The 14,392-nt window shown below is 50.1% G+C and carries 11 protein-coding genes; 5 read left to right on the forward strand and 6 right to left on the reverse strand.

Going from position 1 to position 14,392, the window contains the following annotated elements; translation table 11 throughout:
- Positions 1–49: 49 nt before the first annotated feature.
- Positions 50–3,511 (reverse strand): transcription-repair coupling factor, encoded by a 3,462-nt coding sequence (mfd, locus tag DSM2777_RS14970; protein WP_061554410.1) that lies wholly within the window; start codon positions 3,509–3,511, stop codon positions 50–52.
- Positions 3,512–3,783: 272 nt separating this feature from the next.
- Here mfd and lolC point away from each other — a divergent pair, with 272 nt between their 5' ends.
- The 5 genes from lolC to cobB are packed head-to-tail and all read left to right on the forward strand — an operon-like array spanning position 3,784 to position 8,803.
- A complete protein-coding gene (gene lolC, locus DSM2777_RS14975) occupies positions 3,784–4,983 on the forward strand; it encodes a lipoprotein-releasing ABC transporter permease subunit LolC (RefSeq protein WP_061554411.1) in 1,200 nt (399 codons plus the stop codon).
- Entirely contained in the window at positions 4,976–5,695 is a 720-nt protein-coding gene (gene lolD, locus DSM2777_RS14980; protein WP_046457487.1) for a lipoprotein-releasing ABC transporter ATP-binding protein LolD, read from the forward strand. The genes lolC and lolD overlap by 8 nt, the downstream gene beginning before the upstream one ends.
- Positions 5,695–6,945, forward strand: a complete 1,251-nt coding sequence (lolE, locus tag DSM2777_RS14985; RefSeq protein WP_061554412.1) for a lipoprotein-releasing ABC transporter permease subunit LolE — start codon at positions 5,695–5,697, stop codon at positions 6,943–6,945. The genes lolD and lolE overlap by 1 nt, the downstream gene beginning before the upstream one ends.
- 57 nt (positions 6,946–7,002) lie before the next feature.
- A complete protein-coding gene (gene nagK / locus DSM2777_RS14990; RefSeq protein ID WP_061554413.1) occupies positions 7,003–7,914 on the forward strand; it encodes an N-acetylglucosamine kinase in 912 nt (303 codons plus the stop codon).
- A gap of 49 nt (positions 7,915–7,963) precedes the next feature.
- Complete coding sequence (gene cobB / locus DSM2777_RS14995; protein WP_046457490.1) at positions 7,964–8,803, forward strand: Sir2 family NAD+-dependent deacetylase; 840 nt, start codon at positions 7,964–7,966, stop codon at positions 8,801–8,803.
- 72 nt (positions 8,804–8,875) lie between these two features.
- On the opposite strand, the gene DSM2777_RS15000 is transcribed toward cobB, so the two are convergent.
- The 5 genes from DSM2777_RS15000 to phoP form a co-directional block, all read right to left on the reverse strand.
- Positions 8,876–9,511 carry an IbrB-like domain-containing protein gene (locus DSM2777_RS15000; protein WP_061554414.1) on the reverse strand — a complete coding sequence of 212 codons (636 nt, stop codon included), beginning with the start codon at positions 9,509–9,511 and terminating at the stop codon, positions 8,876–8,878.
- On the reverse strand, positions 9,508–10,731 hold the full coding sequence (locus tag DSM2777_RS15005) for a phosphoadenosine phosphosulfate reductase (protein ID WP_061554415.1): 1,224 nt from the start codon (positions 10,729–10,731) through the stop codon (positions 9,508–9,510). The genes DSM2777_RS15000 and DSM2777_RS15005 overlap by 4 nt, the downstream gene beginning before the upstream one ends.
- Before the next feature lie 213 nt (positions 10,732–10,944).
- The gene (locus tag DSM2777_RS15010; protein ID WP_046457493.1) at positions 10,945–12,066 is read right to left on the reverse strand and encodes a ribosomal protein uL16 3-hydroxylase; all 1,122 of its coding nucleotides are present in this window, start codon (positions 12,064–12,066) and stop codon (positions 10,945–10,947) included.
- A 152-nt stretch (positions 12,067–12,218) separates the two neighbouring features.
- The gene (gene phoQ / locus DSM2777_RS15015; protein ID WP_046457494.1) at positions 12,219–13,691 is read right to left on the reverse strand and encodes a two-component system sensor histidine kinase PhoQ; all 1,473 of its coding nucleotides are present in this window, start codon (positions 13,689–13,691) and stop codon (positions 12,219–12,221) included.
- Complete coding sequence (gene phoP, locus DSM2777_RS15020; protein ID WP_040046551.1) at positions 13,688–14,362, reverse strand: two-component system response regulator PhoP; 675 nt, start codon at positions 14,360–14,362, stop codon at positions 13,688–13,690. Before phoP ends, phoQ begins: the two co-directional genes overlap by 4 nt.
- Between the last annotated feature and the right edge of the window lie 30 nt (positions 14,363–14,392).

The raw sequence follows: 14,392 nt of genomic DNA on the forward strand, positions 1-14,392 counted from the left end.
AGCTCCCCATTTGCATTTCGGTACTTTTAAATTTCTTCGCTAACCAAGATCAAGCCCGATGTTCAGCAAACTGGCTGAGGAGATCGGAAATAAACTCAAGGCGTGCCTTACGTTCGCTGAGGTCGATAATAAACTTCAGCTTAGTCGGGCCATCTAAACGGAAGATGTGCGGTTTTTTCTGCAACAGACCAATCAGGAACATTGGGTCAACGTGGTTCTTCTCGCCGAACTCAATGAACCCGCCTTTGTCATTGCCTTCAATACGACGAATACCGAGCTCCATCGCATCCAGACGCAGCTTGGCACTTTGCAGTAAATTGCGCGCCGCATCCGGTAATAAGCCGAAGCGGTCGATCAGTTCTACTTTTAGTTCTTCAAGCTGATCGTCATTCTTGGCGCTGGCAATGCGTTTATAGAATGACAAACGGGTGCTGACGTCTGGAATATAATCATCCGGTAGCAACACCGGCATACGTAGCTCGACGTCGGTCTGGTTGCTGGTGAGATCTTCTAACGAAGGCTCACGTCCTTCTTTTAGCGCATCAACCGCGCTTTCAAGCAGTTCCATATACAGAGAGAAACCGATGGTGGTCATCTGACCGCTTTGATCATCGCCCAACAGCTCGCCCGCACCGCGAATTTCCAGATCGTGGGTGGCTAAAGCAAAGCCCGCGCCCAGATCTTCCAGCGACGCAATGGCTTCTAAGCGTTTCTGCGCATTGGTTGACATTGCTTTTGGCGGCGGTGTCAGCAGATAAGCATAGGCCTGATGGAAAGAGCGACCCACACGCCCGCGCAGCTGATGCAGCTGTGCTAAACCAAAATGATCGGCACGCTCAATAATGATGGTGTTCGCGCTTGGAATATCGATACCGGTTTCAATAATGGTGGTGCACACCAGAACGTTGAAACGCTGATGGTGGAAGTCATTCATCACGCGTTCAAGCTCGCGTTCACGCATCTGCCCATGGCCGATGGCAATACGTGCCTCAGGCACCAGCTCGCTTAACTTTTGGGCTGCTTTTTCAATGTTTTCAACATCGTTATACAGATAATAAACCTGACCACCGCGCGTGACTTCACGCAGAATGGCTTCGCGCACCACTAAGCTGTCATATTCGCGCACAAAAGTTTTCACGGCTAAACGACGTGCTGGCGGCGTGGCAATAATCGACAAATCGCGCATTCCACTCATCGCCATGTTGAGCGTTCGAGGGATCGGCGTCGCGGTCAGCGTGAGAATATCCACGTCGGCGCGCATGGCTTTGATGCGTTCCTTCTGTCGAACGCCAAAGCGGTGCTCTTCATCCACGATCAAAAGACCTAAATCACGCCACTGTACGTCAGCCTGCAAAAGTTTATGCGTACCAATTAAAATATCGACTTTGCCATCCGCGGCATCTTGTAGCACCTGCGTTTGCTCTTTCGCGCTACGGAAGCGAGAAATCATTTCGATGCGAACCGGCCAGTTGGCGAAACGGTCACGGAAGTTGTCGTAATGTTGCTGAGCCAGCAGGGTAGTGGGTACTAATACGGCGACCTGTTTATTGTTGTGCACCGCGAGGAACGCGGCACGCATTGCCACTTCCGTTTTACCGAAGCCCACATCGCCGCACACCAAACGATCCATTGCCAGCGGTTGACACATATCGCTGAGTACGGCGTTGATCGCCATGCTCTGATCGGGCGTGGTTTCAAACGGGAAGGTTTGGCAAAACATTTGATAGGCTTCGCGATCTTGTTTGAACGCAAAACCGGGTTTAGCCGCCCGCATAGCATAAATATCCAGCAGCTCAGCCGCGACGTCGCGAACTTTTTCTGCGGCTTTTTGGCGCGCACGAGTCCACGCGTCGCTGCCTAATTTATGTAGCGGAGCGCTTTCATCTGCGCCACCGGAGTAACGGCTTAGCAGATACAGTGAGGACACTGGAACGTACAGTTTGGCATCACCGGCATAGGTTAGAATCAGGTATTCGCCCTTGATTCCACCGGCTTCCAGCGTTGTCATGCCGCCGTAGCGGCCTACGCCGTGCTCGAGATGAACGACCGGTTGGCCGATGCTCAGCTCAGCCAAGTTACGGATCAGCGTATCGGTGTTGATAGTACGGCGGTTGTCTTGGCGACGACGGCTAACGCGTTCGCCCAGCAGGTCACTTTCGCAGATCAGCGCAAGCTTAAGCTCTGGATTGATAAATCCATGCTCGCACGAGCCCTGCATAATATAGATGTTGCCTGCTTCTGCGTCTTCTATACGGGTAATCAGCTTCGGATTTATTTTGATGCGCGCCAGCAGTTCCAGCATGGTTTCGCGGCGACCTTCACTTTCTACCGAGAAAACAATGGCATCTTTGGTTTGTTCAATGAAGCGCCGCAGAAGGTCGAGCGGATTTTTGTTTTGCGCCTGAACCGTGAGCTCCGGCAACGGCTGGTAGCTGAGGTTGGTGTTCGCCGCTTTTTTATCAAGCTTGTCGGTTTTGAGCTGAACTCGTGGCCATTGTTTGAGCGAGGAAAACAGCTCATCAACGCGCAGCCAGAGTTTGTCTGGCGTCAGCAGCGGGCGCATGGGATCAACGCGGCGGTTCTCGTAGCGCTGATTCACGTCCAGCCAGAATCGATCTGCCGAGGCCTCTAATTCACCAGTATTGACTAAAAGCGTGTTGCTCGGGAAATAGCTAAACAGCGGCGGTAGCGCTTGGCTGAAGAACAGCGGCTGCCAATATTCTATCCCAGCAGGCCAGATGCCTTTACTGACCTGCTGGTAGATATGTTCGGGATCGCGACGCACCTCAAAATGCTCGCGCCATTGGCTACGAAACAGTTCGATGGCAGTTTGATCGGTTGGGAACTCGTGCGCCGGGAGTAAGTTGATGGACTCAACTTCATTAAGCGTGCGCTGCGAATCCACGTCAAATACGCGCAGGCTATCGATTTCATCGTCGAAGAAATCAATACGATAAGGCTCATCGCTACCCATCGGATAGAGATCAAGCAACGCACCACGGGTGGCAAATTCACCGTGTTCCATCACCTGATCGACGCTGCGATATCCCGCCTGTTCTAATTGGCTGCGAAGTTTGTCGCGAGACAACAACTGGCCTTTTTGCATCACCAACGCATGACCATGCAGGAATTCATGCGGGCATACGCGCTGCATCAGCGTGTTGACCGGCAGAATGAAGACGCCGCGTTTCATCGTCGGGAGTTGATATAGGCTAGACAGGCGAGCGGAGATGATGTCCTGATGCGGTGAGAAGCTGTCATAAGGCAGGGTTTCCCAGTCAGATAGGGTGGTCACCATGCGCGTCGTGAACTGTTGGATTTCGTCGCGTAGCCGCAGTGCAGATTGAATGTCCGAGGTGATCAGCACCACCGGACCCGCATGTTTTTCGGCAATCTGCGCGCATTCTAACGCGCATGCAGATCCAGTGAGCTGACCTAAAAGCCGTACATCGCCAGCTTTGGCCGGGAGCGTGTAACGCTCAGGTAACGTATATTGGTATTGTTCAGGCATAAATCGTTAGTCAGTCTCTGTCGCTCTTTTGGCGCGTAGCCCGATCAGGCACCGCAGTTCTAAGCTTTATTATCCTTTATCACTTCACTTTAGCAACTGCTGAGTGAATGCCTTGTGGTTGAAACACAAGGTTCTAGGGGAGAAGGTATGGCGTTGAGGGCGCTGAAATCGCGACAAAATGAAGTGAAAACGCATTACGTAGTTTTTTTGGGTTTCCTAAATGTTATCATCCACACTCATTTTGCCTTACCAACAGCAACCGAACGGATTTCATGTATCAACCTGTCGCGTTATTCATCGGTCTGCGTTACATGCGCGGACGAGCCTCAGACCGCTTTGGCCGGTTTGTTTCTTGGCTTTCTACTATAGGCATCACGCTCGGCGTTATGGCGTTAGTCACCGTTCTCTCGGTGATGAACGGTTTTGAGCGAGATTTAGAAAATAATATTCTTGGGCTGATGCCGCAGGCATTAGTGACGTCGACGCAAGGGTCGATCAATCCTCAACAGGTTCCTGCCGCTCAGTTTGAACATCTGGCCGGTGTCAAAAGTATCACCCCGCTGACGACCGGTAATGCGGTTCTGCAAAGCGCGCATAGCGTGGCGGTGGGCGTGATTATTGGTGTGAATCCCGACGAAAAAGATCCGCTGTCGCCTTATCTTAATGGCGCGACTCAGCAGGCTTTGCAGCCGGGCCAATACAATGTGATTTTAGGTGACCAACTGGCAGGTCAACTGGGCGTGAAGCGCGGTGAAAAGCTGCGCATTATGGTGCCTAGCGCCAGCCAGTTTACGCCGATGGGACGTATCCCTAGCCAACGCGTGTTTAACGTGGTGGGCACATTTTCTGCCAATAGCGAAGTCGACCAGTATCAAATGTTGATGAATCAGCAGGATGCTTCCCGTTTGATGCGCTACCCGTTGGGGAATATCACCGGCTGGCGTATTTATATGGATAAGCCGCTGGCGATTGATGCGCTGGTCAGCCAACCGCTGGCGAAAGGCTTGGTATGGAAAGACTGGCGCGAGCGGAAGGGCGAGTTATTCCAAGCGGTTAAGATGGAAAAAAATATGATGGGGCTGCTGCTCAGCCTGATTATCGCCGTCGCCGCGTTTAATATTATTACCTCGTTGAGTCTGCTGGTGATGGAGAAACAGGGCGAGGCCGCGATTCTGCAAACCCAAGGATTAACGCGCGCGCAGATCATGTCGGTCTTCATGGTGCAGGGCGCCAGTGCCGGTATTATCGGAGCCTTGCTCGGCGCCGTCTTGGGCGTGGTGTTTGCCAGCCAAATCAATGTTATTCCAGGGTTAGGCGAAATGTTGGCCGGTGGCAGTCTGCCGGTTGATATCAATATTCCGCAGGTGGTGCTGATTGCCGTTGTGGCAATGCTGCTCGCGCTGCTTTCTACGTTATATCCGTCGTGGCGTGCCGCCGCGGTGAATCCTGCTGAGGCTTTACGTTATGAGTAATTCTCCGTCTTTGTATAAAGAACTGTTGCAGTGCAAAGACCTGTGCAAAACCTATCACGAAGGTAAATTGCACACGGACGTATTGCGTAATGTGACCTTTGACATGCAGCCCGGCGAAATGATGGCCATTGTGGGCAGCTCAGGTTCAGGTAAAAGTACGTTGCTGCATCTGCTCGGCGGTCTGGATTCTCCGACCTCCGGTGAAGTGATTTTTAAAGGCCAATCGCTTAACGATATGTCTTCAACCGCGAAGGCTGAACTACGCAATCGTGAGCTGGGTTTCATTTACCAATTCCACCATTTGCTGCCGGATTTTAGCGCGTTAGAAAACGTGATGATGCCGCTGTTAATTGGTGGCAACAAAGGCGACGACGCCCAAGGCAAAGCGATGGACATGCTTACCGCCGTTGGCTTAGCTAAGCGTAGCCATCACCGACCTTCCGAACTGTCGGGCGGCGAGCGTCAGCGCGTAGCGATTGCGCGTGCGTTGGTAAACAACCCATCGTTGGTCTTGGCGGATGAACCGACCGGTAACCTTGATATGCGTACCGCCGACAGTATTTTTGATCTGTTAGGCGAGCTAAACGTACGTCAAGGAACGGCTTTCTTGGTGGTGACCCACGATTTGGCATTGGCAAAACGTTTGAATCGTCAGCTTGAAATGCGCGATGGCCAGCTTCAGCAAAATGTGACCCTGATGGGGGCGCAATAATGTCGGCTTCACCATTATCTCTGCTGATCGGTCTACGTTTTAGTCGTGGACGACGCCGTGGCGGCATGGTGTCTCTGATTTCGGTGATTTCTACCGTTGGTATTGCGCTCGGTGTAGCCGTTTTGATCGTTGGCCTGAGTGCTATGAATGGTTTCGAGCGCGAGCTGGATCATCGTATTCTTTCTGTTGTGCCTCACGGTGAAATTTATCCGGTAGAACAACCGTTTAACGGCTGGCCGCAGGTGCTAGAACGCGTTGAAAAAGTGAAAGGCATTGTTGCCGCAGCGCCTTATGTAGAATTCACTGGCCTTATTGAAAGCGGTACTCAGCTGGTGGCGGTACAACTGCGCGGCGTCAATCCAGAGCAAGAGAGTCGCGTAAGCGCGCTGTCGCAATACGTGCAGGGTAATGCATGGTCAACGTTTAAAGCCGGTGAGCAGCGGGTTATTCTCGGCAAAGGCGTGGCTGATGCACTGCATGTGAAGGTCGGTGATTGGGTAACCGTGATGGTGCCAAACAACGATCCACAGATGAAGCTGTTACAGCCAAAACGCATTCGCCTGCATGTTAGCGGTATTTTGCAATTGAGCGGTATGCTCGATCACAGTTTGGCGATGGTGCCGCTGGCCGATGCTCAGCAGTATCAAGACCTTGGCAACAGCGTTACCGGCATTTCCATCAAAGTAGATGATGTCTTTAACGCCGACAAACTGGTGCGCGATGCGGGTGAGGTCACTAACGCGTATGTTTATATTCGCAGTTGGAAAGGCACCTACGGTTATATGTTCCGCGACATCCAGATGATCCGCGCCATCATGTACTTGGCGATGGTTCTGGTGATCGGCGTGGCGTGTTTCAACATTGTGTCTACGCTGGTTATGGCGGTGAAAGATAAAAGTAGTGATATCGCGGTGCTAAGAACGCTGGGGGCGAAAGACCGTCTTATTCGTGCGATTTTCATCTGGTATGGCTTACTCGCGGGTATGGTCGGCAGCGTTTGTGGCGTGGTGATCGGCGTGGTGGCCTCACTCGAGCTGACTAATATTTCAAAAGTTATCGAAAAGGTGATCGGGCACCGATTGCTGTCGGGCGACATTTATCCTATCGATTTCTTGCCAACCGAGCTGCATTGGATTGACGTGGTCGAAGTGCTGGCCACGGCTATTGTGCTGAGCTTAGTCGCTAGCTGGTATCCCGCTCGTCGCGCAAGCCGTATCGATCCTGCGCGCGTACTCAGCGGCGGTCAGTAACGCGGTAGGCAATAATCAATAACGGCTTCATTCAACGACGCGCAACAAGGAGAGTTAATGTATTACGGTTTTGACATGGGCGGCACCAAAATAGAGCTGGGCGTATTTGACGCCGAGCTGAATCAGATTTGGCGTAAGCGAGTGCCTACGCCTCGTGACGATTACCATGAATTACTCAATACGCTAGCGTCGTTAACCTTTGAGGCCGATGAATTCACTGGTGCTCAGGGCAAAGTGGGGGTCGGCATTCCAGGATTACCCAACGCCGATACCGGCGAGCTATTTACGTCTAACGTGCCTGCTGCAATGGGAAAACCGCTCCCGCGCGATCTCTCGCAGCTCATCGGACGTCCCGTTCGAGTGGATAACGATGCCAACTGCTTTGCCCTTTCGGAAGCGTGGGACGAAGAGTTCCGCGCTTATCCCATCGTGCTGGGGATCATCCTTGGTACCGGCGTGGGCGGCGGATTAGTGATTAATGGTAAAACCTTGACTGGCCGTAATTATATTGCCGGTGAGTTTGGCCATTTCCGTTTGCCGGTTGATGCCTTGGATCGTATGGGCGCGGATACACCGCGTGTTGCCTGCGGGTGTGGGCAGCATGGCTGTATCGAAAAATATATTTCTGGTCGTGGTTTTGAATGGTTGTATCAGCACCGCACCGGCGAAAATCTCGGTGCCAAAGAGATTATTGAGCGCTATCGCGCGGGCGATGATAAAGCGCTGGCGCATGTGGATTGCTTTGCCGATGTGCTGGCGATGTGCTTGGGAAATCTATTTACCGTGATCGACCCGCATCTGGTGGTGCTCGGCGGTGGATTATCGAACTTCGCTGAGCTGTATCCGCTGCTGAATGAACGTGTCCCACGTGCTTTACTGCGGGTTGCTAAAGCGCCACGTATTGAACCTGCTCGCTACGGCGACGCGGGGGGCGTGCGCGGCGCTGCGTTTTTGAATTTGACCGACTAACGACGATTATTTTTTGCTGTGGTAATGAAACCAATGAGGAGCTGTGGTTATGCGTACCCGTCATCGTATATGCCGGTTTAGGAAAAACAAACGACTACGACACCAGCGTTTTCGTTCACGAATTTTCCACCGTGACACGCTGTGTCATGCGAATAATCAGGCAGGAGGGTGTATGACTAAGCCATATGTCGTGGTACTCACCGGCGCGGGGATTTCTGCCGAATCGGGGATCAGAACGTTTCGTGCCGCTGATGGGCTGTGGGAAGAGCATCGTGTTGAAGATGTGGCTACGCCAGAAGGCTACCATCGCGATCCAGAATTGGTGCAGAGCTTTTATAATGCACGCCGTCAGCAGTTACAGCAGCCAGATATTCAGCCAAATGCGGCCCATTTGGCGCTGGCAGAATTAGAGCGGCAGTTGGGCGACAACTTTGTACTAGTGACGCAAAACATCGATAACTTACATGAGCGAGCAGGAAATTCCCGCATTATCCATATGCACGGGGAATTGCTAAAAGTTCGCTGCACCCAGTCTGGGCAGGTTATCGAATGGAAAGGCGATTTAACCGTTGATGACCGCTGTCATTGCTGCCAGTTTCCTGCGCCGCTGCGTCCGCATATTGTTTGGTTTGGTGAAATGCCAATCGGTATGGATGAAATTTATGATGCTTTGGCAAAAGCCGATTACTTCATTGCGATTGGTACATCAGGGCATGTTTATCCTGCGGCAGGCTTTGTGCATGAAGCCCATTTGAATGGCGCTCATACCGTTGAACTCAATCTTGAGCCTAGCCAAGTCGAAAGTCAGTTTGACGAGAAGCATTACGGCGCAGCGAGTCAGGTGGTACCTGAATATGTCCGCGAGCTGTTAGAAGAAATTTATAAATAGTGGCTCGCGCCTTATATTTATGAAGGGTATTTTGTTCGCCATTCTTACCGAGTAAGAGTGGCGATTTTTTTGCTATTTCACCGTCCATGCTTCAGAAAATTCACGGTCTTCGAACAGTTCCATCAGGCCACTAATCTGTTTTAAGCGTAAAACCTCATCGGCATCCATTCCTAATTCTTCACTTATCCTTTCGTCATCCCAGCCTAAATGATAGAGCTCCCGAACAATATCGGACATGGCGCTGATCTGGTGTTTGCCGCGGGCACGGTTATGGCGAATGGTTGCCGCAATCAAATGTGTTTTCTCCTGTGCGCTTTCGTTGAGCATGACAACGGGGAGATAACCAAGTACTCGAGTGCGCAAAAGAGGCCGCGTGGATGCGAGTTCGCACCGATGAAACCCATCAACGATAACGTGTGTTTTATCATCCGAGGAGAGTTGACTGGTGACAATCGGCTGAGTATAGCCATCGCGCAGCAACGAGGTATATAACAAACGTTTTTCTGGTGGTGCGACGGAATTAGGGTTGTAATCATTTGAGATAACACGCTCAATGGGTTTCCAAAGTACGCAATCAATAGGTTCATTAGAAAAAGGGCTAAGCGCATGCAGTGCTAATCGGATCTTATTTAGAGTCTCAATTTGGACGGTTTCGGACATATTTTCTAATTCTATTTTTAGCTCGTTAATTAATAAATCAATCTTCATATGATGCTCCAGCATTTCCTTTTTGCCTGTATCCTTTTAGTGTAACGTTCATAGCTGTTTGGCTTATTCGGGCTAAATGATAATGATCGACACCAGTAATCATTGCGTAAAAGCACTTTGCAAATACGTCGCCATGATGGAATATCTTTAGAACCGATATCTTTTTCTTGTTCGTCGGGGATATCGTCAGGGAAACCATGGGTTTGATACCAACGTAAATAAATGGCGACCTTATTTCGATAATGCTCAGCGGTTTTTTGCGGCATGCTGTCGAGCAAGAACAGGGCATAACTGCGCCAAGTATGATTGTCGGGTTTGTGTACCTGACGGCGAGCATAGAAATCGCCTCGGCTATTGGCATAAATGCTGCCGGTATTGGCCCCAGAGACTCGCTCACAAACATGTTCCCAACATTCAGGCTCAAGCACGTGATAGAGCCACAGACCTTGCCGCTGTTCGGGGCTAAAGGGTTCACAGATCCGCATGGCATGTAACCCTACGCCAGCTTGAAACATTAGGTCATACAAGGGGTTATAGATTTTTTTTGTGGAAGAGAAATAGGTCCAGATATCGTCCGTTTTCCAGTCGTAGATAGGGTAGATATTATAGGCATGACCTGTAATGGTTCCTGTTGTCCATGGCTTGTCATCCGCAAAGCGGTTTTTACGCTTAGACGCGATGGCCCAGAAACGGGTGTATGACTCATCGGTTCGAATTCCGATCATCATGGCGCAGGGTTGCTGGTTGGAATACCAGTCAGAGAAGGCGGGCATAAATGACTCGAAGGTAATTCCGTCATAATAAAATGGGAAAAAGCTAGGGTCGGTAATAGCATCAGCCGGTGGTTGGCGGATCCAATTTGTATTTGGCGTCCAACATTGCCATTCTGGTTGAAATTGTGAAACAGAATTCCCCGTGGTAATAGGCAATGCGACCCAATAAAAATGCTCAATGACGTCCTGATATAAGCTTCGCATCTTTTCAATATGATTGATGGTGTGACTAAACTGCGCTTCCCAATCGATAAAAACAATATCGAATTTTCTTCCATTCTTTCTTGCCTGCTCTGCCGCTAAATGCAGCAATGTAGTGGAATCTTTTCCACCTGAAAAAGAAACACAAACTCGGTTGAAAGTATTGAATGTCCATTCAATACGCGCTCTTGCGGCTTTTAATACGTTAATGCCTAGAGATGTTTTCTTATTAGATAGAGCATCCATAGAAAGTAGTTTTCTAAAAAAATTGGTGCTATTGAAAGGATAGGGGAAAGAATAATACGTAAGTTATTAGTTTGATAGTGAGGTAGGGCACATATATTGATTAACTCTACATTAAAAAAATTTAATAAATAAATCATTCATATTTTAAAATAAAAAACATCTGACAAATTTATATAATCTGCCAGATGTTAGGGATGCTAAATATAACGGTGTTTAATCGCGGAAGAACCAATAACCGCTATTAATTAAAGCGGCCAAAGTGACGAGGAAGCTTGGGTCGTCAAGCGCTTCGCCCAGCATTGCTGCGTTAATCACGTATTCACGTGCTAAGGCCTGTGCCGCTGCGCTGTGCTCGGTGACAATGATCTCACCGTTGACATAACAACTGCCTGCTACGTTGATAACGCGAAGCCCACCCAGTCGTTCAAGGGATTCACCTGATTGGAGTAATTCGTAAATCTCGCCAGCCTGATAAGGCGGCTCAGGTGGTGCAATATCCAGCTCATGACGAGACTGACTGACAAACTCACCAAACCAAAGATTGAAATTATCTTGGTTCTGCAATTGGCTCATCATCATGCCACGCAGTTTTTCCAATTCGGCACTTTGCACTTCCGAAGGATTTTCGCGAAGGGCGAGATCCGGATCGCTGTAGCGCTCACTGCCCAATTCGTTCGCCAGCACAAAATCGGCAAATCCGCTGATGAGCTCACGGCTATTAGGGGCGCGGAAGCCCACCGAATAGTTCAGCGAGTTCTCTAGCGCATAGCCTTCATGTGGGAACCCTGGCGGGATATACAGAATATCGCCCGGTTCCATCTCTTCATCAATGATCGCGTCGAACGGTTCAACCTGAAGCAAATCAGGATGTGGGCTATGTTGTCTTAGCGGATGCTTTTCGCCAACACGCCACCGACGACGGCCGGTGCCTTGGATGATAAAGACGTCGTACTGATCCAAATGTGGCCCTACGCCGCCGCCCGGTACTGAGAAGGAGATCATGAGATCGTCAGTTCGCCAGTCAGGAAGCTTGCGGAATGGGCGCATTAATGCGCTGGAGGGCACGTGCCAGTGGTCGACGGCCTGCACCAGAATAGACCAATTATTTTCACCCAGATGGTCATAGCTCTCAAACGGACCGTGAGCGACCTGCCAGCGTCCGTCCTGCTGGCTAACAAGGCGACTATCAACCTCGTTTTCCATCGCAAGACCTGCTAATTCGTCGGGTGAAATGGGATCAACAAAATTCTTGAACCCACGCTTTAGGATGACCGGGCGTTTTTGCCAGTAGCGTTGCAAAAAATCATTCCAGTCGAGATCAAGTTGATAATCCATTGTTAATTCCCTGTGTATGTATCTGTTGGGATTATAACGGAAGCGCGCAGGGATTCCTCTGCCTGTTTGTCACAACTTGTACTTAAAAGAGGAATGTTTTGCTGATACGGCGCAGATAACACGCCGTATTCAGGGGAAGGGAACGGTATTGTTTAATCGACGGCGTGGGAAACCTGCTGGCGGCCAAAATGAATGCTCATTCGCGCACCGCCTAAATGACTATCAGTGATGATGGCTTCACCGTCATACTGCTGTAATAACTCATCCACTAACGCTAAGCCAAGGCCTTGCCCTGGACGCAGCGTATCAATGCGCTGGCCTCGGCGGAAGATGAGCTCACGTTTGCTCTCTGGAATGCCAGGACCATCGTCGTCAATCATGATAATCAATTCTTTATCTGTCTGCTGTGCGGTAATTTCTACGAACTCCAGACAATATTTGCAGGCGTTATCCAGCACATTTCCCATCACTTCCATAAAGTCGTTTTTTTCACCGACGAACGTCAGCTCAGGAGAAATATCTAGCGTTATATCCACACCTTTACGCTGATAAACCTTATTGAGCGCCGAACACAGGCTATCTAACAGCGGAGGCACGGAATGCAGCTCACGGTTGAGCATATTGTGTTCAGATTGCATGCTGGCGCGGTGTAAATAGTAACCAATCTGCTGTGAGATTCGGCTAATTTGCTCCAGCATAATGGGTTCAGCCTGTTCAATTTTTAAGTCTTTGCCATTACGCAACGAGCGCAGAGTACTTTGCAGCACGGCCAGCGGCGTTTTCAGACTGTGCGTTAAATCGGTTAGCGTGGTGCGATAACGGGTGTAACGTTGGCGCTCATTGTTGAGCAAAATATTGAGGTTACGCACCAACCCACGCAGTTCGCGCGGCGGATTTTCACTCAGCTGTTCTCGCTGGCCGCTTTCAAGCTCGCGTACCTGTATCAGCACCGCTTTGATCGGCTGTAAGCTCCAATATGCCGCCAGCCACAGGAGCGGTACCACGAGCAGAATATTGGCGATCAGGACATAGGTAAACCAGCCCCACACCATATCGGAATTTTGTAACTCCTGCGGGATGGTATCGACGACGACAATAGTCAGCGCCGGTAGACGTGCCGTTGCCGCGTATTGATTAACGGCAACGGAGTGGGTCATCGCATCGTCATCGTTGTCGTCATAATCTTTAAGCTGGTCTTGAACCTTTGGGTTGTCTCCCAGTACTGCGCTACTGAATACGGTACTGGAGTCCAACTCATAGAATCCCGGTTTTTCCAGCCAAGATTTTTCAATGCGTTTTTCAAGCTCAGGGACTTTACGCTGCGACCAAAGTAGGGTGCCTTTGTCGTCGTAAATCATCACCAACGTCGGTGCGTTAAGATCGAAGTTGGGGGGAGAGGTGATGGTAAGCTTGTTGTTCTCCCAGTGCGCCAGACTGAAAAACAGATTACTTTCACCGCGCAATAGGCGGAATGTGGTTTTGTCAAAACTGACCACATAGCCAACCACTGCAACCACGCCATAGGCTAATGACAGCATGAAAACTACGGCTGCAGTGGCAAGGAGAAAGCGCGTTCTTAACGAGAACGGCTGTGTTTTAAAGCGATTCCAGCGCGAAAGGTTCATTCGTTGATATCAAACCTGTAGCCTTGACCACGCACGGTTGTTATCACTTCATGGGGATATTCGTTCTGTAATTTTTTACGCAGACGTCCCATCAATACATCGATTGTATGGCTTTCGCGCAGTTCTGCATCTGGGTAAAGCTGCAACATCAGAGCGTCTTTGCTAACCACTTTGGCGTGGTTACGGATTAACGTTTCAATGATGGTGTATTCAAACGCGGTCAGTTTAATCAGATTATCGTTAACCGTCAGCTCACGGCGCGAAAGATCGATCTGGAACGGAGGCAGGGTAATCACCTGTGAGGCCAATCCGCTGTTACGACGCATGAGGGCCTGCATACGTGCAATCACCTCTTCGAGATGGAAGGGTTTGGTGACGTAATCATCAGCACCCGCCTCAAGCACGGCAACTTTGTCCTGCCAGCTTTCACGTGCGGTTAGCACTAAGATTGGCAGCTTAATTTGCTCTGAGCGCCAACGACGGATCAGGCTTAAACCATCTTCTCCCGGCAAGCCTAAATCAACAATCGCTATGTCTGGCGTTTGTTCATTAACAAAAAAATCAGCCTCTTTGGCATCTTCTGCAGCATCGACCTGATGGCCCATGTCGCGCATTTGCACAGACAGGTGATGGCGAAGCAAACCATTATCTTCAACGACCAGAATTCGCATGAAGGACTTCTCCCTAAGATGGATGCCAAG

The organism is Obesumbacterium proteus, from assembly GCF_001586165.1.
GTDB lineage: Bacteria > Pseudomonadota > Gammaproteobacteria > Enterobacterales > Enterobacteriaceae > Hafnia > Hafnia protea.

Coding starts and splice junctions, on each gene's coding strand:
- mfd (WP_061554410.1), bottom strand. CDS start 3,511: ATGCCTGAACAATACCAATATACGTTACCTGAGCGTTACACGCTCCCG.
- lolC (WP_061554411.1), top strand. CDS start 3,784: ATGTATCAACCTGTCGCGTTATTCATCGGTCTGCGTTACATGCGCGGA.
- lolD (WP_046457487.1), top strand. CDS start 4,976: ATGAGTAATTCTCCGTCTTTGTATAAAGAACTGTTGCAGTGCAAAGAC.
- lolE (WP_061554412.1), top strand. CDS start 5,695: ATGTCGGCTTCACCATTATCTCTGCTGATCGGTCTACGTTTTAGTCGT.
- nagK (WP_061554413.1), top strand. CDS start 7,003: ATGTATTACGGTTTTGACATGGGCGGCACCAAAATAGAGCTGGGCGTA.
- cobB (WP_046457490.1), top strand. CDS start 7,964: ATGCGTACCCGTCATCGTATATGCCGGTTTAGGAAAAACAAACGACTA.
- DSM2777_RS15000 (WP_061554414.1), bottom strand. CDS start 9,511: ATGAAGATTGATTTATTAATTAACGAGCTAAAAATAGAATTAGAAAAT.
- DSM2777_RS15005 (WP_061554415.1), bottom strand. CDS start 10,731: ATGGATGCTCTATCTAATAAGAAAACATCTCTAGGCATTAACGTATTA.
- DSM2777_RS15010 (WP_046457493.1), bottom strand. CDS start 12,066: ATGGATTATCAACTTGATCTCGACTGGAATGATTTTTTGCAACGCTAC.
- phoQ (WP_046457494.1), bottom strand. CDS start 13,691: ATGAACCTTTCGCGCTGGAATCGCTTTAAAACACAGCCGTTCTCGTTA.
- phoP (WP_040046551.1), bottom strand. CDS start 14,362: ATGCGAATTCTGGTCGTTGAAGATAATGGTTTGCTTCGCCATCACCTG.